The sequence below is a fragment of the Providencia sp. Marseille-Q8014 genome, from assembly GCF_965112055.1.
In genome coordinates this window covers 1,929,654-1,951,840 of record NZ_CBCOPT010000001.1, presented here as the reverse complement: position 1 = coordinate 1,951,840, position 22,187 = coordinate 1,929,654, and the positions used below count along the sequence as shown (strand labels likewise).

The window sequence follows — 22,187 nt, the reverse complement described above, 5'->3', positions numbered from 1 at the left end:
AAGTGCATTTGCAAAAATGTAAACAAGAGAATATTGGGTTTTATCCACCCAGAACAGCTTGCCTTAGTCAGCAATTTTTGATTATTACGTTTGTCGGCATTGAAGCGTTCAATAACAGAGTCTGAATAAAATTACTTAAAGCTACACGCCTCAAAATTCGAACTTTCCTCAATCAACGGTGCGGTCAGATTATTGGGAAAGATATCAAAGTGATATTGAATTTTATTCGTGTACATTTCCATGTGCTTTTTTATGAATTTCATCTTTCATTGCTTTCGTTATTTTTTGGTAAATTTCTAACGTTCCATCACTAGAAACGGTACCCATATAAATATCATCACCACTCTTCTGAATAACAACTGAAACTTTTACCGGTTCTATCTTACCAAGATCTTTTGGTTCTACTTTCCCATTGATTGTATAAGTCATGCTGGTGACTTCTTGCGTTAGCACACTGGATTTTGGGTCAAAACGCCATCTAGATTCCTGCTTTACCTCTTCGACATCATTCCCTGCTTGAATCAATAATGAGTCTATCGCAACTCCATCTGGAGCTAGTATCATAAGTTTAAGAATTTTTATTTCTGGAGTGTTATAAGCATCAAACCAATAGCCATATAAGTCACTCTCGGAGTATGGTTGAGGAAGTTTTTCAATTTTTTGTATTTTGTTATTAGTATCAGCAACACTGACACTAAATATACAAGGAAGTACAAATAGCAGAGCAATTGAAGAGAGAGCTTTTTTCATCATATTCACAAGTAATTTATGATTTATCAGTAATAAAGCAAAATACAGCTTCTAACGCTGTCCCACAACCTCAATTCAAGAGTGAGCATCGGAATATTAACTGAGTGGAAGTGCAGATTCTATTGATTATCCAATTTATAAGTGGTGATACCAATGACTTCACCAAAAGGAACTTTCATGACGACAAACTCGACAGTACCATAGTGTGTTTTAATGGTTTTCTTTATACCCTTATTTTCGAAAGTGGCGCATAATTTTGTTAATTCCGTTAATTGTGTCGTGTCAACACCCAGACTCGAAAGGTACTTAATTTCTTCAGGTATGCTACCGCAATCACTCTTTTTAGATTCACTCACATGATACCCATTTGTCACTGAAATCAGCTCGTTATCTTTAAATAACAGTATGGCATTCATAGTCCACGGAGTGAAAGGCGCTTTATCATTTGAAAAATACAAATCGATATCGCATGCCTTATATTCGCGCATACTTTTGCAATTTCTTAAATCGATATCTTCATTTTTATTGACGTCTTCAAAGCTTTGTTTCCACTTCAAGCCGAATGGCGCTTTAGTTTCATTATTTAGCTCCGCTGTATAACCATTAAAGCAAGCCATTGTTAATAAACCAGCTACAACTCCCTTTTTCATACATCACCATATTCATATTTAAGTTAAGTACGTAAATACTAGGATAATTGCAGATTTCAGACAATAAAAAATCACCAAAATAACTGATAAAACAACTAAGCCAACGGTATTCGTTGTCATCTACTTCTTATCAATACTCAATACGAGAATTTGAATAACTTCATTTTGCGCATCCGATGCAAATATATCGTCAACATTTATTATCGGTGGTTTATTTTGATATATGACATCAAAAATAGAATATCTAGCACCTTCAAATTCACACAACTTATCTAAATCATATTCAATACAAAAACCATTATGGCTATCAGCATAATGCGCCCATAACAATTCATCAGTAAAAGTCTTACTCAAAGAGTAAATTCCAGACTTATCTTTAGTAGCAATTAAATCACTAAATGCTCCCTTTAATAAATCAAGTGAATTTAAAGAGGTTTGTTTTGTATTACCAAGCGCACTATTTAAAACATCTAATTGATCAAATACTTGATCTGTTAATACTAGACCTTCACATGGGTCGTTTAACTTATCATAATTAGGAGACCAAAAATAATCCTGTTCTAATGAAGATAAATCCCTTGAAAACACATCTTTATCTCCACCTCTATACTTGAATACTCTCATACTAGTTTCCCTTAGGACGATGTCATCAAGATATAAATTATCTGTAGATAATGTAGGCTATTTTTGATAACCGTTTCAAATGTGACAATAAAAAACGGGAACTATTAAGCTCCCGTTATTAATCACACCACGTAATAAATTACATGTGTTTGATGATTGCGTCGCCGAACTCGCTACATTTCAGTAGCTTAGCGCCGTCCATCAGACGTTCGAAGTCATATGTTACGGTCTTAGCTTCGATTGCGCCTTCCATACCTTTAACGATTAGGTCAGCGGCTTCAGTCCAGCCCATGTGACGTAACATCATCTCAGCAGAAAGAATAATTGAACCTGGGTTCACTTTATCCTGACCTGCATATTTAGGTGCTGTTCCGTGTGTTGCTTCAAACAGCGCACATTCTGAACCAATGTTTGCACCTGGAGCGATACCAATACCACCAACTTGTGCCGCTAATGCGTCAGAAATATAGTCACCATTTAGGTTCATACATGCGATAACATCATACTCCGCTGGACGCAGCAGAATTTGTTGCAAGAAGGCATCGGCAATCACATCTTTAATGATGATATCTTTGCCATTTTTTGGATTCTTAATTTTAACCCAAGGGCCGCCATCAAGTAATTCACCGCCAAACTCTTCTAGAGCTAGTTGGTAACCCCAATCTTTAAAGGCACCTTCAGTAAACTTCATAATGTTGCCTTTATGCACTAGAGTAACTGAATCACGCCCATTATCGATCGCATATTCAATCGCCGCACGAACTAAACGTTTTGTCCCTTCTTCTGAGCAAGGCTTAATACCAATACCACAGTTTTCTGGGAAACGAATTTTGGTGACACCCATTTCATTTTTCAGGAAATTGATGACTTTATCTGCTTCTGCGCTACCCGCTTTCCATTCAATACCTGCATAGATATCTTCTGAGTTCTCACGGAAAATAACCATATCAGTCAGCTCAGGCTGTTTAACTGGGCTTGGTGTACCTTTATAGTAACGAACTGGACGTAGGCAGATGTAGAGGTCAAGCTGTTGACGTAGTGCAACGTTCAAAGAACGAATACCACCACCAACTGGGGTTGTCAGAGGGCCTTTAATCGAAACACGGTAATCACGGATTAAATCGAGAGTTTCTTGCGGTAACCAAACATCTTTACCATATAATTGAGTAGATTTTTCGCCGGTATAGATTTCCATCCAGGAAATTTTGCGCTCGCCGTTATAGGCTTTGTTAACTGCCGCATCAACCACTTTCAACATCGCTGGAGTTACATCAACACCAATACCATCACCTTCAATGTAGGGAATGATTGGGTTGTTTGGAACATTCAGTTTGCCTTTGGCATCAATGGTAATTTTAGCGCCTTCTGCCGGAACTACTACTTTGCTTTCCATTAACCTCTCCTTTCACTTGCGCATTTGCTTGTTAATTTTTTGTAAGAGACCCGTCAATACTACTTCAATCTTTCTCTAACGCCAATGGTTAGTCGTTCAAGGTTTTATGTGGATCGCATTAAACGTGTTTATCAATGATTGTTACATCCCTATAAAAAAGAAAGAATCGGATTAAAATCATAACATTACAAATCCCTTTGAATTACTGGCGATATCACATAAAAATTATGTCGAAGCAATAATTTATTAAACCAATAAAAAATTGGTGAAAAAAGAAACTATTAACAGGTCACTTTCAATCAATAGCATTGTTAAATTTTATTTAATTTATATATATAATATTTGTTAATGTGTTTTTTATATTAATGTAATTTATTAAATATCACTGAGCCTATATAAATATATTTATTCGTTATGTCTATTTTTAAATAAAACGGATTTATCCAATCTTTTTAAGACAAAAGTGCCAATAGAAAATTCAGTCGCCTTTCTACCTGATAGGTATTTTTTACAGTATGTTTGACACATGTAAATCGAACGCATTTTCTATTTACCCCCCTCAAAATGATAGAGAAACAACGATATTTTGTGAGTACATTGCTCCGAAAATAGCAAATTACTGTAAACCGTTATTTATCGATTAACGGAAATAACATCGCATCAATCTACAGCTGCTGACAATGACGCTTTTTAAATAAATGGATTAAGTACCCACCGTTTTCTGCTCGTTAACTGTGGCTAATTTGGTAAATACCTAATAAAAATCCTACAAGGATAAGTGAAATGGCGTGTCCTCATGCGATTGATAATACTGGAATAAATACCATAGCGTTATTCTTTGCTTATTAACTTATCGTATCCTATTATGATTTTACTGCTTGAATTAGCCCTGTATTTTAGTTTTGCTTCGCTCACGCTTATCCCGGTGTCATTTTGTGTGAAAATCAACTAGACTAAAAAAATCAGTCAGTAGAATGCTGGCCTGAGTTTTATTAATACAATATTAATCGGTTAAAATGAGTTCCCATGCCCATAGCGAATCATAAAGCAAAGCCTCCAGCCAATAAAAAAAGTCAACGTAAGTTTGTTCGCAAACCAGCCTCTAATCATTCTCATGCATTCTCATCTAAACCTAAATCAGTCGTTGCACGCAAAGTCATCTTATTTAATAAGCCCTTTGATGTGCTCCCTCAATTTACCGATGAGCAAGGCCGAGATACCTTAAAAAAATATATTCCTATTACAGGCGTTTATGCGGCTGGTCGATTAGATCGTGACAGTGAAGGCCTCTTAATTTTGACCAATGATGGAAAATTGCAAGCGCACTTAACGCAGCCACACAAAAATACGCATAAAATTTATTATGCACAAGTCGAAGGCATTCCTGACGAAACCTCGCTAGAAATGTTTCGTCGCGGTTTAGTGCTCAATGACGGACCAACTCGCCCCGCAGGTATCGAGTTAGTCGATGAGCCAAGTTGGTTATGGCCAAGAACGCCCCCTATCCGTGAACGAAAACACATTCCAACAAGTTGGTTAAAAATCACGCTTAATGAGGGGCGAAATCGCCAAGTCAGGCGAATGACCGCAAATATTGGCTTCCCGACTTTACGATTGGTCCGTTACCAGATCGGTGAATATACACTGAATAATTTATTGCCAGGCGAATGGAAGGAGATCACTCTTGTTTAAACCTCACGTTACCGTTGCAACAATTGTCCATGTAAACGATAAATTTTTAGTTGTTGAAGAGCTAGTTAATGGTAAAGCGACATGGAATCAACCAGCCGGTCATTTAGAAGCGAATGAAACGCTACTCGCTGCTGCTGAACGCGAGCTGTTCGAAGAAACAGGGATCAAGGGACAACCTCAAAGGCTCATTAAAATTCATCAATGGATTGCGCCTGATGAGACACCATTTATACGTTTTCTCTTTTCTTTAGCGCTGACTGAACAGTGTGAAACTCAACCTCAAGATAGCGATATCTCTTGCTGTCACTGGGTTAGTGCGCAAGATATTCTTGAAAGTCAATGCTTACGCTCTCCACTTGTTGCTGAAAGTATTCGATGTTTCCTTGAAGGAACTAGCTATCCTCTTGATGTACTTGGTGCATTTGGTGATCACTATCGATAATCAATGCTCCACCATAATAACAGCCTATAGATGGCTGATTAAAGATACATCCCAGCTATGTTGTCATGGCAATGGCGTGCCTCAATACGGTGAAGATGTAATCTGTTACGAGCGATAAGAATATTCCCCCGGCTAACGCTGGCGTAACAAGGGGACAACATGGTAAAGTATGGGGCTTAATTTTTCCGCAGTGAGAGTATTACATGTCAGATAACAGCCAAAAAAAAGTCATCGTCGGTATGTCCGGTGGTGTTGACTCATCCGTTTCAGCTTATTTGCTCCAGCAGCAAGGGTATCAGGTTGTTGGTCTGTTCATGAAAAACTGGGAAGAAGATGACGATGAGGAGTATTGCTCCGCAGCGACCGACTTGGCTGATGCGCAGTCCGTTTGTGATAAATTAGGTATTGAACTTCATACCATCAATTTCGCAGCAGAATATTGGGATAATGTTTTTGAACATTTCCTGTCTGAATACAAAGCTGGACGCACACCAAATCCAGATATTCTATGCAACAAAGAAATTAAGTTTAAAGCATTTCTTGAATTTGCAGCAGAAGATCTCGGTGCAGATTATATTGCAACTGGTCATTATGTCCGCCGTCGTGATGTTGATGGTAAAAGCCAATTACTTCGCGGCTTGGATAGTAATAAAGATCAAAGTTATTTTCTTTATACACTCAGCTATGAACAAATCAGTAAAAGTCTGTTCCCTGTTGGCGAATTAGAAAAACCTGAAGTTCGCCGTATCGCTGAAGAAATTGGATTGGTCACCGCAAAGAAAAAAGATTCAACCGGTATTTGTTTTATTGGTGAGCGAAAATTCCGCGATTTCCTTGGTCGTTATTTACCTGCACAGCCAGGTCCTATTGTTACTGTTGAAGGTGAAACCATCGGCGAGCATGAAGGATTGATGTACCACACGCTCGGTCAGCGTAAAGGACTTGGTATTGGTGGGACAAAAGAAGGTTCAGATGAACCTTGGTATGTCGTCGATAAAGATGTTGAAAATAATCAGCTGATTGTTGCGCAAGGCCATGAGCACCCAAGGCTAATGTCTACAGGACTGATCGCACAACAATTAGACTGGGTTGATAGAGAGCCATTAACACAAACACTACGCTGTGTTGTTAAAACGCGCTATCGCCAAGCAGACATCCCTTGTACTGTTACCCCGCTCAATGAAGGTAAAGTTGAAGTCACTTTCGACTATCCAGTGGCAGCAGTTACCCCAGGTCAGTCTGCTGTGTTTTACCTTGATGAGGTATGCTTAGGTGGCGGTATTATTGAATCCCGTATTCAGGAGTAATTGTGGCTAAAAATTATCGCGATATTACACTTGCGCTCGCGGGCATTTGCCAAGCAAGTCACATGGTACAGAAACTTGCTCAAGAAGGTATTTGTAATGACCATGACCTTGAAGTCATGGTCAACAGTTTAACTAACATGAATCCATCTTCAACGATTGATGTTTATGGTAACGACCCTGCGAATCTAAAAGTCGGACTAGGCGCGATGCTCAGCATGTTATCAGGCGGTAATAGCGGTAGTGGTTTATCTGCCGAAATGACCCGCTATATGTTAAGTATCATGGTGCTAGAACGACGTCTCAATAAAGATCAACAGGCCATGAACCAACTTGGACAACGTATTGAACAATTCGAGCGCCAAGCGGATTACTTTGAACCGATGTCTGAAGGTGTGTTTAATGCATTAGCTGGAATTTATGTGGATGTGATCAGTCCACTCGGTCCACGTATACAAGTTACAGGTTCCCCTGAAATTTTAAAAAATTCACTCGTGCAAGCCAAAGTCAGAACGCTCTTGCTGTGTGGTATTCGAAGTGCTGTATTATGGCAGCAAGTTGGGGGAAGCCGTCTGCAATTAATGTTTTCCCGAAGCCGTCTGAGTCATCAGGCGAAAGAAATTTTGTCTCACCTTTAAATCTGGAGTTGCTACCAATGGAATTATCCTCACTGACCGCTGTATCCCCGATTGACGGCCGTTACGGTGATAAAGTCAGCGCACTACGCACTATTTTTAGTGAGTTTGGCTTACTGAAATTTCGCGTTCAGGTTGAAGTTCGCTGGCTACAAAAACTGGCGGCAACCGCCCAAATCAAAGAAGTTCCATCATTTGATGCTGACGCAAACGCTTACCTAGATGAAATAGTCGCGAACTTCTGCGAAAAAGACGCAATGCGTATTAAAGAAATAGAGCGTACCACCAACCATGACGTTAAAGCGGTTGAATACTTTCTAAAAGAGAAAGTGGCACAAGTCCCCGCCTTGCACGCCGTTTCTGAGTTTATCCATTTCGCTTGTACCTCTGAAGATATCAATAACCTTTCGCATGCATTAATGCTAAAAACAGCCAGAGAAGAAGTGTTACTGCCTCAATGGCGTCAAATTATTGATAAAGTGAAAGCAATGGCGCATGAATATCGTCATCTCCCTCTGCTTTCACGTACTCACGGCCAGCCGGCGACACCTTCTACCATTGGTAAAGAGTTTGCCAATGTTGCTTATCGTATGGAGCGTCAATATCGCCAGTTAGAGCAAGTGGAAATTTTAGGTAAGATCAATGGTGCTGTAGGTAACTACAACGCACACATTGCGGCTTATCCTGAAGTCAACTGGCATGAATTTAGTGAGACTTTCGTGACCTCTTTAGGGATCACATGGAACCCATTCACCACACAAATTGAGCCTCATGATTACATCGCTGAGCTATTCGATTGCGTCGCTCGTTTTAATACTATCGTATTAGACTTTGATCGTGATATTTGGGGTTACATTGCGCTCAATCACTTCAAGCAAAAGACAATCGCTGGTGAAATCGGTTCTTCAACCATGCCACATAAAGTCAATCCAATTGATTTTGAAAACTCAGAAGGTAATTTAGGTTTGGCGAATGCCGTACTTAACCACCTTGCTGGTAAATTGCCTGTTTCGCGTTGGCAGCGTGACCTAACGGATTCTACGGTGTTGCGTAACCTTGGCGTCGGTCTTGGCTACGCTTTAATTGCCTACCAATCGACTCTTAAAGGCTTGAATAAGCTAGAAGTTAATGAGCAGCATCTGCTCGATGAGTTAGATCAAAACTGGGAAGTTCTGGCTGAGCCAATTCAAACCGTTATGCGCCGTTATGGTATTGAAAAACCATATGAAAAGCTAAAAGAGCTAACACGCGGTAAGCGAGTCACTGCGGAAGGCATGAAACAGTTTATTGATGGATTAGACCTCCCTGAAGAAGAAAAGACGCGCTTGAAAGCAATGACACCTGCCAATTACATCGGTTACGCTGTCACTTTTATTGATGAGTTAAAATAGCGTTTTATTTCAATAAGTCTTAGTGGAATCAAGTAGGCGAAGAATTCTTCGCTTACTTTTCTCTTTTTTTGACATATCTCTGTTTTGTTTGCCTTTGGTTTACTTAATCTCTTGTTGTAAAGCACATATCTTTTTACCATATCCCCTCTAGTGCGACTATTATGGCGATAACTATCGTCAAGTAACCTGTAATTCTTCTTTAATATGAGGTTTTAGATGCGAATTCTTATCGTTGAAGACAACGCTCTTCTTCGTCACCACTTAACTGTGCAACTTAAAGAACTGGGTCATCAAGTTGATGCAGCTGAAGACGCTAAAGAAGCTGACTATTTTCTACATGAAAGCCGCCCAGATATTGCAATGGTTGACCTCGGCTTACCCGATGAAGATGGTTTATCCATGATTAAACGCTGGCGTAGCACACAAATCAATATCCCTGTTTTAGTGCTGACAGCGCGTGAAAGCTGGCAAGAGAAAGTACAAGCATTAAACAGTGGTGCAGATGACTATGTCACCAAGCCTTTTCACCTTGAAGAGCTAGTCGCTAGGATGCAAGCATTGATGCGGAGAAACAGTGGACTTGCCTCTCAAATTTTAGAGTTAGATGGCTTTGTCATTGATTTATCAAGAAAAGAATTTATGGTAAATGGTGAGTCCGTTAAATTAACTGCTTTTGAATACACCATTATTGAAACCTTGCTCCGCAATAACGGCAAAGTGGTCAGTAAGGATTCCTTAATGCGTCAGCTGTACCCTGACGCGGAGCTGCGTGAGAGTCACACTATTGATGTATTAATGGGGCGGTTACGGAAGAAAATACAACAATTCCACGCAAAAGATGTGATAGTGACAGTCCGTGGACAAGGCTATCGCTTTGATGTGAATGGCTAATATGCGTTCAAAAAAATTTAAACTTAAACCTTTATCGCTGAGAGCACGTTTTTTATGTGCCACCTCAGCGGTTATCCTCGCGCTTACGCTTTCTTACGGTATCGTTGCGATATTAGGCTATCTGATTAGCTTTGATAAAACCACATACACCTTACTTCGTAGCCAAAGTAATCTTATTTATAGCCTAGTTCAGTGGCAAAATAACAAAATTGATATTCGTGTACCGCCAAATTTCACACTGAATAATCCAACACTTATCATCATTTATAATGAAAATGGACAAGTACTTTGGCGACAACGTGAAGTGCCTAATGTCGAAAATCTTATTCGTCGTGATTGGCTAAAAAAAGAAGGCCTGTACGAAATTGATACCGATATTGGTGAAACACGCCAGCTGTTACAAAATAATCCGGAATTTAACAGCAAGTTAGATGATATGAACCACAACGATGAGCCATTAACGCATTCCGTTTCAGTAAACCAATATGGCGCAACAGAAAATCTCCCTCCCCTTACTATTGTTGTGGTTGATACGTTACCCCAAGACTTACAAAAAACAGGCTTAGTTTGGGAGTGGTTTGGTTATGTGCTGCTGGCTAACTTAATTTTAGTGATTCCACTACTTTGGCTGGCTGCATATTGGAGTTTACGTCCAATAAAATCTTTAGTATCACAAATTAGTAGCCTCGAAAAAGGCGAACGTGAAATGTTGGATGAAAACCCACCAAATGAATTACGTGGCTTAGTTCGCAATTTAAATAACTTGCTGACTAATGAACGCAAACGTTATAGCAAATATCGCACTACCCTTTCTGATTTAACACATAGCTTAAAAACGCCTTTGGCCGTTTTGCAATCGACTTTGCGTTCACTGCGAACAGGGAAGCAAATGACCATTGAGCAAGCAGAGCCTATCATGTTAGAACAGATTGGTCGTATCTCTCAACAGGTTGGTTACTATTTACACCGTGCTTCTACTCAAGGCGATAATAACCTGATGTTACGCGAAATCACCTCAGTCCCCTCTGTGTTAGATAGCCTTGCAAGTGCTTTACATAAAGTCTATCAAAATAAAGGCGTGTCGATTACAGTCGATATTTCTCCTGAAATCACCTGGTTAGGCCAACCGAATGACTTTATGGAAGTCATGGGTAATATTATGGAGAATGCGTGTAAATATTGCCTTGAATTTGTCGAGGTGACAGCAGCTGTTGGGCAAGATAGTTTAGTGATTACTGTTGATGATGATGGGCCTGGCGTGCCAGAAAGCCAGCGTAATATCATTTTCGTCCGTGGACAACGCGTAGATACGTTACGCCCAGGTCAAGGCCTTGGATTATCCATTGCCCTTGAAATTATTGACCAATATGACGGTAATATCACGATCAGTGATAGCCCACTTGGCGGCGCCAGAGTACAAGTGACTTTCCGTCGACAGAGTGTCAATGAAGATAGTTAATCTGTGATCATCGTGTCTGTTTACCATCTGCCGTAGTGGCAAATTCAGGTATACTATCAACAGATATGTTAACCTAGGACAATAAGATGGATTATAAACTGAATCTTGACTGGCAGAGTTTTCTCGATAGTCATTGGCAGAAACGCCCTTTACTCATCAAAAACGGTTTTACACGTTTTATTGATCCTATCTCGCCTGACGAACTCGCGGGACTAGCGATGGAAGATGAAGTTGATAGCCGCCTTGTCAGCCACAATGAGGGCATATGGCAAGTGGCTCATGGTCCTTTTGAAAGCTATGAGCATTTAGGCGAAGAAAACTGGTCTATTTTAGTGCAGGCAGTAGACCATTGGCATCACCCAAGTGCAGCTTTGATGAAGCCTTTTAGAGTCTTGTCTGATTGGCGAATGGATGACCTCATGATCTCCTATTCTGTGCCGGGGGGTGGTGTTGGGCCTCATTTGGACCAATATGATGTCTTCATTATCCAAGGTGAAGGCCGTAGACGTTGGCGTGTTGGTGAAAAAGTGCCGATGAAACAGCATTGCCCGCACCCTGACCTTCTTCAGGTTCAACCATTCGATGCGATTATCGATGAAGAAATGGAGCCGGGTGATATTCTGTATATTCCACCTGGATTTCCCCATGAAGGTTATGCGATTGAACCATCATTAAACTACTCTGTTGGTTTCCGAGCGCCGAATACACGTGAGCTCATGAGTAGCTTTGCAGATTATCTGATCTCAAATGACTTAGGAAGTTATCGTTACAGTGACCCAGACTTGTCATTTAGAGATAACCCTGCCGAGATTTTACAAGGCGAGCAGATTAAGTTACGGGAAATGATGGAATCTATGCTGCATGAACCAGATGTTTTCCGTAAATGGCTGGGTGAATTCATTTCTCAGTCACGTCATGAACTGGATCTCGCACCACCGGAACCACCTTATGAGCAAGACGAAATCTATGACCTTCTCAAAACTCAGCAAGAGACCTTATATAAACTCAATGGGTTGAGAGCACTACGAGTTGGCGACCAGTTTTTTGTCAATGGCGAATGCCTAGAAACAACTTGCTATGAAGCTGCTGATAGCCTATGCCGTTACGATTCCGTTAACGTTCAGCAACTCGGTGATGCTATTGATGATGTGAATTTTATTGCGTTAATCACAGCACTAATCAATAGCGGTTATTGGTATTTCGATGATTAATTAAATATTTCTATCATACCGTACCTTATGTTCTCCATAAGGTACGGTAACAATGCTATTTACTGCTCGTTTTTTGCTCTTTGCGCAGTCAATTCAGCGATACGCATAATCACTTCTACCGCTTTCTCCATGCCTTCTAATGTAATAAACTCATGTTTACTATGGAAATTATAGCCACCCGTAAAAATATTCGGGCAAGGCAGTCCTCGATAAGATAATTGAGCACCATCAGTACCGCCACGAATAGGTTGAATAATGGGTTCAATACCACAATCCTTCATAGCTTGATGAGCAATTTCAATAACATGTGGGTGTTTCATCACTTCTTTATGCATGTTGTAATAACTATCATCGATCGTCAGCTCAATATAACAGCTGGGATGTAGACCTTGCCCTACTTTCTCTGCAATACGAATGATATTTTTCTTACGTGCCTCAAAGCCCTGACTATCAAAATCACGAATAAGGTAATTCATTTCTGCTTTTTCAACAGAGCCTTTCATTGAGTTTAGGTGATAAAAACCCTCATAACCTTCCGTATTTTCAGGTGTTTCTTCTTTTGGTAATTCAGCATGGATACGATTTGCTAATGCTAAAGCATTCACCATCACCCCTTTAGCTGTTCCCGGATGAACGTTATTTCCTACGATTTTTATAGCGACATTAGCGGCATTAAAATTTTCATATTCGAGTTCACCGACAGCACCACCATCGACCGTATAAGCCCAACGAGCATCAAAAACTTTTAAATCAATATGTTGTGCCCCTCGGCCAATTTCCTCATCAGGCGTAAAAGCAAGACAAATTTTACCATGTGGAATTTTATTCTCTTTAAGACGAACTAAAGCCGTAATGATCTCTGCAATACCCGCTTTATCATCAGCGCCCAGTAATGTCTTACCATCGGTCATGATCAGCGTTTTACCAATCATTTCATGTAAGACCGGAAACATTACGGGTGATAACACTTCGTCACCAATCCCTAGAGCAATATCACCACCACGATAATTTTCCAAAACTTGTGGAGCCACATTTTTACCTGAAAAATCAGGTGACGTGTCTAAATGTGAAATAAAGCCGATGGTGGGAACTTCCCAATCAACATTGGCGGATAAGCAAGCCGTTACACACCCATACTCAGAAAGCGCGACGTCTTCAAAGCCCAACATTTTTAATTCATTGACGAGAGCACGAGCAAATTTTAATTGCCCTGTGCTACTAGGTACTGTTTTTGCGTTGAGTTTTGATTGTGTGTCAAAAGCGGTATACTCAAAAAACCGCTCTAAAAGTTTATCCATGCTTTATTCCCCCCTAATATTTATTGCCTTATTATGGGGATGAACGTATCAACAATTCTTGTTTCAAATCACTTTTGCGGTTAATCACAAATCGTTTTAGACAAAAACATCGTAGAGATGATAATAAAATAGCCTTATTGAATAATTTTTATAAACCTATTTTTCTCGTTATTCTCTATTGGTGACGATAAATAGGTAAATTTGTCATTATTATTTCAATTCAAATTTCATTTTAATCTATTTAAAATAACGAAATAACTAATACCTTATACGTTGAAACAGTTAACGTTTTATATTAATTTACAGACGATTATTTCGGACGTGAATGTGCCCCAATAGCTTCTCCTTTCGACTGTTCATTTAATGTCGATGTTGCAGCCAATATCTCTGTTGATGTCTCTAATAATGGCATGACCAATTCTGCAAATCGATGAGCTTCTTCTAAGTGTGGATAACCCGATAAAATAAATTTGGTGATACCGATAGCTTGGTATTCCTTTATGCGCGAGACAATTTGTTGTGGGTCCCCTACCAGTGCCGTTCCTGCCCCAACACGCACTAAACCAATCCCCGCCCATAAATTAGGCGCAATAAATAAATTTTCTCTTGAACCTTTATGCAGCGCCTGCATACGAGCCTGCCCCTTCGAGTCCATCCGTGCAAAGGTCGCTTGTGCCTGTGCAATGGTATCATCATCAAGATGAGCAATCAGTTTGTTGGCTTCATCGATAGCTTCTTGTTCAGTCTCTCGCACAATGACATGTAGGCGAATACCAAACTCCAGACAATGACCTTTATCGGCTGCGTGTTGCTTAACCTGATTAATTTTTTCAGCGACCTCTGCCAATGGTTCACCCCATGTTAAGTATGTATCAACATATTCTGCGGCAATTTCCATTGCTTCAGCCGATGAGCCTCCTAAATATAGCGCGGGTCCTGAAGGTTGTAGCGGCGGATACAGTAGATGGGCATTTTCAACTTGAATATAGTCACCTTGATAATTAACTTGTTGGCCATTCATTAGCGGTTTATAAACTTCAAGGAACTCTTTCGTCATATGATATCTTTCTTGATGATCGAAAAAGAGGCCATCACCTTTATTTTCTATCGGATCCCCGCTTGTCACCACATTTATCAGCACCCTTCCACCAGAAAGCCTATCCAGTGTTGCTGCCATACGCGCCGCAAGACTTGGTGGTTGTAAGCCAGGCCTAACCGCGACTAAAAATCGTAATTTTTGTGTCACTGACACCAGCGCTGCCGCGGTTACCCATGGATCCTCACATGCCTTTCCTGTGGGAACGAGCACACCATGAAAACCAATATTATCTACCGCTATCGCGAGCTGTTGTAAATACGCTAGAGTGACCGCACGTCCCCCTTTTGACGTTCCTAAGTAGCGTCCATCTCCCTGCGTCGGTAAAAACCAAAATAGTTGTTGTTTTTGCGGTATTGCCATTTTTAAATATGCCTTATTCTTGTTACCATTAAAATGTTTTTAGCTATCTTGCTGATTAATGTTTATCGACCCATTAGCTCACATTGAAAATATAATAATTATCGATTAAGAAACGCTTCCCTACATCTACATTATATTGACAAGGAGCTCTATAAAAATAAATTTCATTTTAATTCATCTATTAATAAAAAATATCAGGGTACTACTTCAAGCCCTATTAATTTTTATCTTTTATTAAAATAAAAACTTACTTCATTATAATGACAGCGGTGTTAGCCATATTTTCAATCAAGCCAAAATAAAACTTTGTTGGATGAAAAATGCATTGATTTTAAAGAGTCGCCACTCAAAAAGACATTGAACATATTAATCATTCATTCCCATTAATTATTTGACACTTAATAGGTGTTATTTAATTAATTTGAACATTAAATATTTATACTAACAGTAACGACAGCTGTACTATAATTACATACTTGCCATCCACATTAACGGATAATGACTTTATTTATTACCTGTATAGACTCTACATTGACTCACAACAACTTCTAAACAGCTTTAATCAGTTGAAAATAAAGAGAATAATGATGAAAAAAACATTTTTAGTGTATGGTGTTAGTAAAGGATTAGGAAAAGCACTCATAGAGGGTATTCCTACGGCTCAAGATACTATTTATGGGGTTTCTCGTTCAATTCCTCAATTCATTGGCGATAACTTCCATTGGATTCAAACTGATTTAGCAGATAACCATTCAGCGCAAACTGTCAAAACCATTCTTCAAGATACGCCTATTGATTGTCTCATCTTTAACGTCGGTATTTGGGAAAAACATGCTTTTACTGATGAATATCTGTTTGAAAAAACAGAAGACACTGAAATAGTCAATATGATTCAGACCAATATTAGCGCCTGTATCTTGCACCTTAAAGCAATGTTGCCAAACCTACGTCTTGGAAAAAAGAGTAAAATCATTTTAATTGGTTCAACTTGGGGTCTGGATAACCATAATGGTCATGAAGTGACTTTCTCTGCTTCAAAATACGCATTACGCGGTATTGTTCAATCGTTAAGGGAAACACTACGCCAAGATAAAATCGCTATCTCAGTTATAAACCTCGGTTATTTAGCAACTGAATATGATTTATCAACGCCTATCGAAGATGTTATTTCACGAACTGAAGGAGCACTGATCCCATTACAAGACGTATTAAATGCGGTGAAGTTTATCTTAAGTACTAGTGATGCAACCTGTGTAAAAGAAATTACCATGCCGGCTATGTTAGATGAGAACGTCTAATATAAATTCATAAGCATGATGATGTGAGGGGGAGAAGCATCCCTCACATACAGGGGTTTATCATTGACTTTCGCGAGTCGAACTCAATTCACTCATAAGCTGATTGACGTAATCCACCACCACTTGGCTAGCAAGACCATAATGCTTCTCTTCAAATTCACTTTCAACTTGACTCGGCTCTAGATTAAGCTCAACGGTATGTGCCCCATTTAACCTTGCTTCATGCACAAAACCCGCAGCGGGGTAAACATGTCCAGATGTGCCAATTGCAATAAAAATTGTCGCTTCTTCAAGCGATTGGTAAATTTGGTCCATACCAAAGGGCATCTCACCAAACCAGACGATATGGGGTCTTAGTGGTTGAGGAAATTGGCAACAATGGCAGCGTTCTTCCACGCTGAGATCCCCTTTCCATTCCACGACTTGATTTGACCAACTACAACGTACCTTCAATAATTCACCATGCATATGCACAATACGTTTGCTGCCCGCACGTTCATGTAAATTATCAATATTTTGAGTAACGAGCAGAAAGTTATCGCCTAGCAACGCTTCTAACTGTGCTAATGCAAAATGTGCAGGGTTTGGTTTAATATTTTCTTGTTGCAGCTGACGGCGACGCTCATTATAAAAACGTTGTACTAATTTAGGGTCTCGCGCAAATCCTTCAGGGGTTGCAACATCTTCAACACGATGTTCTTCCCATAATCCATCGGAGGAACGAAACGTTTTAATGCCTGATTCGGCTGAAATTCCGGCTCCTGTTAATACGACTACTTTCACATTTTTCATATTGGTTATTCTATTTTCACTGTAAAAAAAACGTTTGCGATCTCGTTGACGACGTAACATTTTAATTTTTTTAAGTTTCTTTAGCCTATGACGAAAACGCAACATCGATATACTTCCTTCTTCCATGTCTTTATAGCACAGATGCCATACAGTACCTTGAATAACAAGGTTGATGACTCAAACCTAAATCGAATGTAAGTATAACGCAATAGATAACAACAGAAAGTGTGAGGATGAATGTTTAGCGACAATTTTAATTAAGGATTATGAAAACACGCTCTTTTACAAAATAGTGTATTTTCATCGACCATCAAATATCGAAGTCTTGAGTGAGACGAGCTAAAATAGCCCCACTTTACGCACGTCTTAATTATTTCATCACAGATAAAAGGTTAGCATGGAAAAATTATTTGAAAAAACGATGTATGCTTCACGTTGGTTACTCGCACCTGTCTATTTTGGGCTATCACTGACCTTATTAGCGTTAACCATTAAGTTTTTCCAAGAGCTGTGGCACGTTATCCCCAATATATTTTCTATTCCTGAACCTGATTTAATTCTGATCTTATTATCATTAATTGATATGGCATTAGTCGGCGGTTTGCTCGTGATGGTGATGTTTTCAGGATACGAAAATTTTGTATCTCAACTTAATATCTCTGACAGCAGCGAAAAATTGAACTGGCTAGGTAAAATGGATGCCACCTCGCTAAAAAATAAGGTCGCAGCCTCAATCGTCGCAATCTCTTCGATTCATTTATTAAAAGTGTTTATGGACTCAAAAAATATACCTGATAATAAGTTAATGTGGTATGTCATCATCCATCTAACCTTTGTTCTTTCTGCATTTGTCATGGGTTACCTCGACCAATCGATCATGAAAAAAAGCAAATAGCCCTCTTGATTAAAGGAAGAGTCAATGCTCTTCCTTTAAAACACATTTTACGACATGAAAAATCATTCTTGTTGAGGAATAATAATCTTCAATTTATAGATAAATGAGCATAACAATGAGCAAACATTTTGTTGGGCAATATGAGGCAGAAATTAAGTTCAAATTACCTCACCACCAGCAATTTTTACACGCTATCAAGGCTAATGGCGCCGACCTTTTTACTGCCGACAATACGGAAACTGACTACTTTTTTGATACCCCAGATCAGCAACTAGCGCAACAGGGTATAAGTATGTCGGTACGAGAAATGCACCCTTCAGGAATTAAACTGTGGATAGTGAAAGGGCCTGAAGCCTCTGAATGTAAAGCGATTGATATTGAGGATTGTACTCACGTCAAAAAGATGCTCACCACCTTAGGATACCAGTGTTATTTTACTGCCAGTAAAGTGCGTAGTATCTATTTTCTTGGTGATGCTCACATTACCATTGATTATTTGGTCGATATTGGGTGGTTCGCGGAATTTGCGATTATGACTAACGAATCTCATCTGCTTCCCCAATTAACCCAGCAGATGCTGCGACTCGCTCAGCAATACGGTTTGAATGAAACAATGATTGAACGACGCAGCTATAAAGAGATCCAACTTGCACAGAGCAATATCACTTGCTAAGCATCGCTGGGGCGCTATTCCCCCAGCGAATTACGCTTTATTGACCACTCAAAATACGTGCAGGGTCTAATTTGCTAGCTCTACGCGCTGGATACCAACTAGCGACTAGGCTTAATACTACCGTCGTCAACAACACATACACCACATCTAACAGATGCAGTTGAGAAGGCAGGAAATCGATAAAATACACATCACCTGATAAAATAGGATGGCCAATCACATATTCAAGACCTTTGATGATGGTGGTTAGATTTAAGGAAATCACCACACCCAGTACCGCACCAATGCATGAGCCCACTAATCCACTTAACAGACCGTACCACAAAAATATCGCTCTAATTTGCCTGTCTTTAGCGCCCAGTGTACGTAATACCGCAATATCACTGCTCTTGTCCTTCACTGCCATGACCAGTGTTGAAACGATATTGAAACATGCAACGCCGATGACAAGGATCATGGCTAAATACATAATACCGCGCACCATTTGAATATCGTTGTACATGTAACCATAATCGCCAATCCAGCTCTTCACGACGACATGATGCATTGTCTTCAACCCTGCATCATAAACAATTTTATCGGCATTAAACGGATCATCTGCTTTAATTTCAAATCCTGTAATACCCTCGCCATAGTCTAAATACGCTTGGGCATCGGCCAGCGGAATCAAGGCCAGTTGATGGTCCAGCAAACCGCTTAAACGAAAAATACCGGCAACCTGAACACGGATCCGTTTAGGTTGTTGTATTTTTAAACTCGCATCCGTATTGGGGATCATAATAGTGACCCAATCGCCTACTGCGACATTCAATGCATTCGCCACGCCTTGACCCAAAATAATCGATTGTTCCCCGGCCTTAAAATTTTTCCAAGCATCGTCGAGAACAAAATTCGGCAGTTCACTCACCTCAGACTCTGTTTCTGGTGAAACCCCCATTATTTGTATCGCTTTGAGATTAGCTCCTCGCTCTAACAAGCCTGTAAAACCAACATAAGGACTAACGGCTTTAACGCCCGGCGTATTGCGGATCACATTATTTGCGTACTGCCAATCTTGATAAGGCGCCTTAACTGCGTAAATTTGCCCATGGGGAACAACTGACAACACACGATTTTTCAATTCACGTTCAAAACCATTCATGGCGCTCAAGCCAATAATCAGTACTGCCACACCAAGCACAATACCGAGTGTTGAGACAATAGACACCAGTGATACCATGCCCGTACGACGGCGACCTCGGCTAAAGCGTAGCGCAGTGAGTAAAGTCAGTGGTAATCCAGACATTACACTGCCCCCAGAGTAACATCTTGTTGTAGATGACCATCACGCATTTCTAGCTGGCGAGATAAGCGATGGGCTAATTTCATATCATGGGTCACGACTAGAAATGCCGTACCTTGTGTGCTATTCAATTCACCTAATAATTCAAAAATGGCATCTGCATTACGCAAATCAAGGTTACCTGTTGGTTCATCAGCCAGTACCAGTGCAGGTTGATTCACCAATGCTCTGGCAATCGCCACACGCTGACGTTCGCCTCCTGAAAGCTCAGAAGGACGATGCCCTGAGCGATGAGCTAGCCCGACAGCCTCCAGCATATGAGTTGCACGCTCAAAAGCTTCGGCTTTTTTGATGCCACCAATCAATAGTGGCATCGCTACATTTTCTAATGCCGTAAAATCAGGTAACAAATGATGAAACTGGTAGATAAATCCTAAGTCTTTATTGCGAATAGCCGCTCGTTGATCAGAAGAAAGTCGATTAATATGCTGACCGCGGAAAATCACCTCACCTTCTGACGGTGTATCTAGACCCCCTAATAGATGCAGTAGTGTGCTTTTACCGGAACCTGAGCTACCAACAATGGCCATCATTTCGCCTTCATTCATCGAAAAACAGACATCTTTTAATACTTGTGTTGATAGTGTCCCTTCTTGATAGATTTTACTTAAATGCTCACAGACAAGAAGTGGTTGTTTATTCATAACGTAACGCCTCAGCAGGTTGCACAGCCGCCGCACGCCAAGAAGGATAAAGCGTCGCAAGCAGCGAAATCAGCATTGCGGATATCGCAATAATTAAAATACCAGAAAAATCAAGCACGATAGGTAATTGAACGCCTTTTGGTAACATACCAAATAAAGGCATTAAAATATTCAATTGACTCGAAAGTAGCATACCCAGTAGTGTGCCTATCAGGGTTCCCACAATTCCTGCACCTGCCCCTTGGATCATAAAAATGGCCAAAATACGGCCACGCTTCAGACCTAAGGTTTTTAAAATGGCGACTTCCGCTTGTTTTTCCATCACAAGTAATGACAGTGATGTAATAATATTAAAGGCCGCAACTGCAATAATCAGGCTTAGTAACAAGCCCATCATGTTTTTTTCCATTCTAACGGCTTGGAAAAACTCACCTTTACGTTCTCGCCAGTCAGTCCATACCAATCCTTCGGGTAAACTTTGCTGACTCAATGTGTCGACTTTTAATGGTTCATCGAGAAATAAGCGCCAGCCAGTAATATGCCCTGACGGGTAACGCATCATTCTTGCCGCATCATCTTGTGCCACAATCAGTTCGCTCGCATCCGCTTCCCCATTGGTTTGAAATATCCCAGCCACCGTAAATAGACGCTGGCTGGGAATACGTCCCATTGGCGTCAATTGACTCACACCCGGTATAATTAAACGAACTTCATCACCCCGTTTTAGACCTAAATTTTCAGCTAACTTTTGGCCTAAAAACACGCGGTACTGCCCCGCGACCAATTCTGAGCGCTGCCCATCAATTACATTATCTAACAAGGGTGACCTTTCCTCTGACGTGACACCCACCATCATGCCTACCCCAACATTCGAACGGCTTTGTAAAACCACATCCGACTGAACAATGGGCGTAATATGTTTAACCCCTTGTAGATGCTGTAAATCCGCTATTGGGTATTTTTTAGGATCGATATGCCCTGAAGCCGATGTTAAAACGGCCTGCGGCATGTAAGAGAGTATGCTATCTTGTAACGAACGTTCGAACCCATTCATGACAGAGGTCACGGTGATCAGTGCAGCGACCCCTAACGTGATACCAATCGCTGATAGACTGGATACAAAACGGCCGAATTTATCGACAGCTCGTCCGCGCATATAACGCAGACCTATAAATATTGAGACAGATTGAGACATGAAATCTGTAACGCCCCTGTTGCCAAAGCGAAGTGTTCAGCGATAATAAAGGGTACGAATGATGAATGGAACCACCCGGCCCCGGTTTTGTGGTTTTTTTTCTTATTGACACGGCCTGTTTGTCTTACTTTCAGACAATTGTACGGGGT

At 40.3% G+C, this 22,187-nt stretch carries 21 protein-coding genes; 11 read left to right on the top strand and 10 right to left on the bottom strand.

Annotated elements, in window-relative coordinates; translation table 11 throughout:
* Positions 1–222: 222 nt before the first annotated feature.
* The 4 genes from ACWPW6_RS08520 to icd form a co-directional block, all read right to left on the bottom strand.
* On the bottom strand, positions 223–750 hold the full coding sequence (locus tag ACWPW6_RS08520; protein ID WP_250000399.1) for a hypothetical protein: 528 nt from the start codon (positions 748–750) through the stop codon (positions 223–225).
* 119 nt (positions 751–869) lie between these two features.
* Positions 870–1,400, bottom strand: coding sequence for a hypothetical protein (locus ACWPW6_RS08515; protein WP_154622571.1), 531 nt, complete (start codon positions 1,398–1,400; stop codon positions 870–872).
* A gap of 120 nt (positions 1,401–1,520) precedes the next feature.
* Positions 1,521–2,024 carry a DUF2971 domain-containing protein gene (locus ACWPW6_RS08510; RefSeq protein ID WP_250000397.1) on the bottom strand — a complete coding sequence of 168 codons (504 nt, stop codon included), beginning with the start codon at positions 2,022–2,024 and terminating at the stop codon, positions 1,521–1,523.
* A 139-nt stretch (positions 2,025–2,163) separates the two neighbouring features.
* A complete protein-coding gene (icd, locus tag ACWPW6_RS08505) occupies positions 2,164–3,417 on the bottom strand; it encodes an NADP-dependent isocitrate dehydrogenase (RefSeq protein WP_154622573.1) in 1,254 nt (417 codons plus the stop codon).
* Between the two features lie 1,026 nt (positions 3,418–4,443).
* On the opposite strand from icd, the gene rluE reads away from it, so the two are divergent.
* The 8 genes from rluE (at position 4,444) to ACWPW6_RS08465 (ending at position 12,442) form a co-directional block, all read left to right on the top strand.
* Positions 4,444–5,109 (top strand): 23S rRNA pseudouridine(2457) synthase RluE, encoded by a 666-nt coding sequence (rluE, locus tag ACWPW6_RS08500; RefSeq protein ID WP_250000395.1) that lies wholly within the window; start codon positions 4,444–4,446, stop codon positions 5,107–5,109.
* Entirely contained in the window at positions 5,102–5,551 is a 450-nt protein-coding gene (locus ACWPW6_RS08495) for an NUDIX domain-containing protein (RefSeq protein WP_154624135.1), read from the top strand. The genes rluE and ACWPW6_RS08495 overlap by 8 nt, the downstream gene beginning before the upstream one ends.
* 203 nt (positions 5,552–5,754) lie before the next feature.
* Positions 5,755–6,858 (top strand): tRNA 2-thiouridine(34) synthase MnmA, encoded by a 1,104-nt coding sequence (gene mnmA / locus ACWPW6_RS08490; protein WP_154624136.1) that lies wholly within the window; start codon positions 5,755–5,757, stop codon positions 6,856–6,858.
* Positions 6,859–6,860: 2 nt separating this feature from the next.
* A complete protein-coding gene (hflD, locus tag ACWPW6_RS08485) occupies positions 6,861–7,493 on the top strand; it encodes a high frequency lysogenization protein HflD (RefSeq protein ID WP_163861391.1) in 633 nt (210 codons plus the stop codon).
* 17 nt (positions 7,494–7,510) lie between these two features.
* On the top strand, positions 7,511–8,881 hold the full coding sequence (gene purB, locus ACWPW6_RS08480; RefSeq protein ID WP_163861388.1) for an adenylosuccinate lyase: 1,371 nt from the start codon (positions 7,511–7,513) through the stop codon (positions 8,879–8,881).
* Positions 8,882–9,097: 216 nt separating this feature from the next.
* Entirely contained in the window at positions 9,098–9,772 is a 675-nt protein-coding gene (gene phoP / locus ACWPW6_RS08475) for a two-component system response regulator PhoP (RefSeq protein ID WP_154624138.1), read from the top strand.
* A gap of 1 nt (position 9,773) precedes the next feature.
* Positions 9,774–11,231 carry a two-component system sensor histidine kinase PhoQ gene (phoQ, locus tag ACWPW6_RS08470; protein WP_196713177.1) on the top strand — a complete coding sequence of 486 codons (1,458 nt, stop codon included), beginning with the start codon at positions 9,774–9,776 and terminating at the stop codon, positions 11,229–11,231.
* 86 nt (positions 11,232–11,317) lie between these two features.
* Positions 11,318–12,442 carry a ribosomal protein uL16 3-hydroxylase gene (locus tag ACWPW6_RS08465; RefSeq protein ID WP_163861383.1) on the top strand — a complete coding sequence of 375 codons (1,125 nt, stop codon included), beginning with the start codon at positions 11,318–11,320 and terminating at the stop codon, positions 12,440–12,442.
* A 59-nt stretch (positions 12,443–12,501) separates the two neighbouring features.
* Here the strand turns inward: ACWPW6_RS08465 and pepT are convergent, their stop codons facing one another.
* Positions 12,502–13,740, bottom strand: a complete 1,239-nt coding sequence (pepT, locus tag ACWPW6_RS08460; RefSeq protein ID WP_196713179.1) for a peptidase T — start codon at positions 13,738–13,740, stop codon at positions 12,502–12,504.
* 310 nt (positions 13,741–14,050) lie between these two features.
* Positions 14,051–15,199 carry an FMNH2-dependent alkanesulfonate monooxygenase gene (ssuD, locus tag ACWPW6_RS08455; RefSeq protein WP_154622253.1) on the bottom strand — a complete coding sequence of 383 codons (1,149 nt, stop codon included), beginning with the start codon at positions 15,197–15,199 and terminating at the stop codon, positions 14,051–14,053.
* Positions 15,200–15,783: 584 nt separating this feature from the next.
* On the opposite strand from ssuD, the gene ACWPW6_RS08450 reads away from it, so the two are divergent.
* Positions 15,784–16,497 carry an SDR family NAD(P)-dependent oxidoreductase gene (locus tag ACWPW6_RS08450; RefSeq protein WP_230085859.1) on the top strand — a complete coding sequence of 238 codons (714 nt, stop codon included), beginning with the start codon at positions 15,784–15,786 and terminating at the stop codon, positions 16,495–16,497.
* A 60-nt stretch (positions 16,498–16,557) separates the two neighbouring features.
* Here ACWPW6_RS08450 and cobB read toward each other — a convergent pair whose 3' ends face one another.
* Entirely contained in the window at positions 16,558–17,391 is an 834-nt protein-coding gene (gene cobB, locus ACWPW6_RS08445; RefSeq protein ID WP_195848174.1) for a Sir2 family NAD+-dependent deacetylase, read from the bottom strand.
* A 295-nt stretch (positions 17,392–17,686) separates the two neighbouring features.
* Between cobB and ACWPW6_RS08440 the strand changes: the two genes are divergently transcribed.
* A complete protein-coding gene (locus ACWPW6_RS08440; protein WP_154623836.1) occupies positions 17,687–18,184 on the top strand; it encodes a TIGR00645 family protein in 498 nt (165 codons plus the stop codon).
* Between the two features lie 115 nt (positions 18,185–18,299).
* Positions 18,300–18,857, top strand: coding sequence for a class IV adenylate cyclase (locus ACWPW6_RS08435; protein WP_250000394.1), 558 nt, complete (start codon positions 18,300–18,302; stop codon positions 18,855–18,857).
* Positions 18,858–18,894: 37 nt separating this feature from the next.
* Here ACWPW6_RS08435 and lolE read toward each other — a convergent pair whose 3' ends face one another.
* From lolE to lolC, 3 genes are read right to left on the bottom strand one after another with little or no spacing between them, the layout of a single operon-like run.
* Positions 18,895–20,142 carry a lipoprotein-releasing ABC transporter permease subunit LolE gene (lolE, locus tag ACWPW6_RS08430; RefSeq protein WP_154623834.1) on the bottom strand — a complete coding sequence of 416 codons (1,248 nt, stop codon included), beginning with the start codon at positions 20,140–20,142 and terminating at the stop codon, positions 18,895–18,897.
* Complete coding sequence (gene lolD / locus ACWPW6_RS08425; RefSeq protein WP_154623833.1) at positions 20,142–20,843, bottom strand: lipoprotein-releasing ABC transporter ATP-binding protein LolD; 702 nt, start codon at positions 20,841–20,843, stop codon at positions 20,142–20,144. The genes lolE and lolD overlap by 1 nt, the downstream gene beginning before the upstream one ends.
* The gene (lolC, locus tag ACWPW6_RS08420; RefSeq protein WP_250000392.1) at positions 20,836–22,038 is read right to left on the bottom strand and encodes a lipoprotein-releasing ABC transporter permease subunit LolC; all 1,203 of its coding nucleotides are present in this window, start codon (positions 22,036–22,038) and stop codon (positions 20,836–20,838) included. The genes lolD and lolC overlap by 8 nt, the downstream gene beginning before the upstream one ends.
* Between the last annotated feature and the right edge of the window lie 149 nt (positions 22,039–22,187).

Bases quoted from the DNA above. Each gene is read 5' to 3' on its own strand.
- ssuD (WP_154622253.1), bottom strand. From the start codon at position 15,199: ATGGCAATACCGCAAAAACAACAACTATTTTGGTTTTTACCGACGCAG.
- phoQ (WP_196713177.1), top strand. From the start codon at position 9,774: ATGCGTTCAAAAAAATTTAAACTTAAACCTTTATCGCTGAGAGCACGT.
- ACWPW6_RS08510 (WP_250000397.1), bottom strand. From the start codon at position 2,024: ATGAGAGTATTCAAGTATAGAGGTGGAGATAAAGATGTGTTTTCAAGG.
- ACWPW6_RS08520 (WP_250000399.1), bottom strand. From the start codon at position 750: ATGAAAAAAGCTCTCTCTTCAATTGCTCTGCTATTTGTACTTCCTTGT.
- icd (WP_154622573.1), bottom strand. From the start codon at position 3,417: ATGGAAAGCAAAGTAGTAGTTCCGGCAGAAGGCGCTAAAATTACCATT.
- phoP (WP_154624138.1), top strand. From the start codon at position 9,098: ATGCGAATTCTTATCGTTGAAGACAACGCTCTTCTTCGTCACCACTTA.
- ACWPW6_RS08450 (WP_230085859.1), top strand. From the start codon at position 15,784: ATGATGAAAAAAACATTTTTAGTGTATGGTGTTAGTAAAGGATTAGGA.
- purB (WP_163861388.1), top strand. From the start codon at position 7,511: ATGGAATTATCCTCACTGACCGCTGTATCCCCGATTGACGGCCGTTAC.
- ACWPW6_RS08465 (WP_163861383.1), top strand. From the start codon at position 11,318: ATGGATTATAAACTGAATCTTGACTGGCAGAGTTTTCTCGATAGTCAT.
- mnmA (WP_154624136.1), top strand. From the start codon at position 5,755: ATGTCAGATAACAGCCAAAAAAAAGTCATCGTCGGTATGTCCGGTGGT.
- rluE (WP_250000395.1), top strand. From the start codon at position 4,444: ATGCCCATAGCGAATCATAAAGCAAAGCCTCCAGCCAATAAAAAAAGT.
- ACWPW6_RS08435 (WP_250000394.1), top strand. From the start codon at position 18,300: ATGAGCAAACATTTTGTTGGGCAATATGAGGCAGAAATTAAGTTCAAA.
- lolC (WP_250000392.1), bottom strand. From the start codon at position 22,038: ATGTCTCAATCTGTCTCAATATTTATAGGTCTGCGTTATATGCGCGGA.
- pepT (WP_196713179.1), bottom strand. From the start codon at position 13,740: ATGGATAAACTTTTAGAGCGGTTTTTTGAGTATACCGCTTTTGACACA.
- lolD (WP_154623833.1), bottom strand. From the start codon at position 20,843: ATGAATAAACAACCACTTCTTGTCTGTGAGCATTTAAGTAAAATCTAT.
- ACWPW6_RS08440 (WP_154623836.1), top strand. From the start codon at position 17,687: ATGGAAAAATTATTTGAAAAAACGATGTATGCTTCACGTTGGTTACTC.
- lolE (WP_154623834.1), bottom strand. From the start codon at position 20,142: ATGTCTGGATTACCACTGACTTTACTCACTGCGCTACGCTTTAGCCGA.
- ACWPW6_RS08515 (WP_154622571.1), bottom strand. From the start codon at position 1,400: ATGAAAAAGGGAGTTGTAGCTGGTTTATTAACAATGGCTTGCTTTAAT.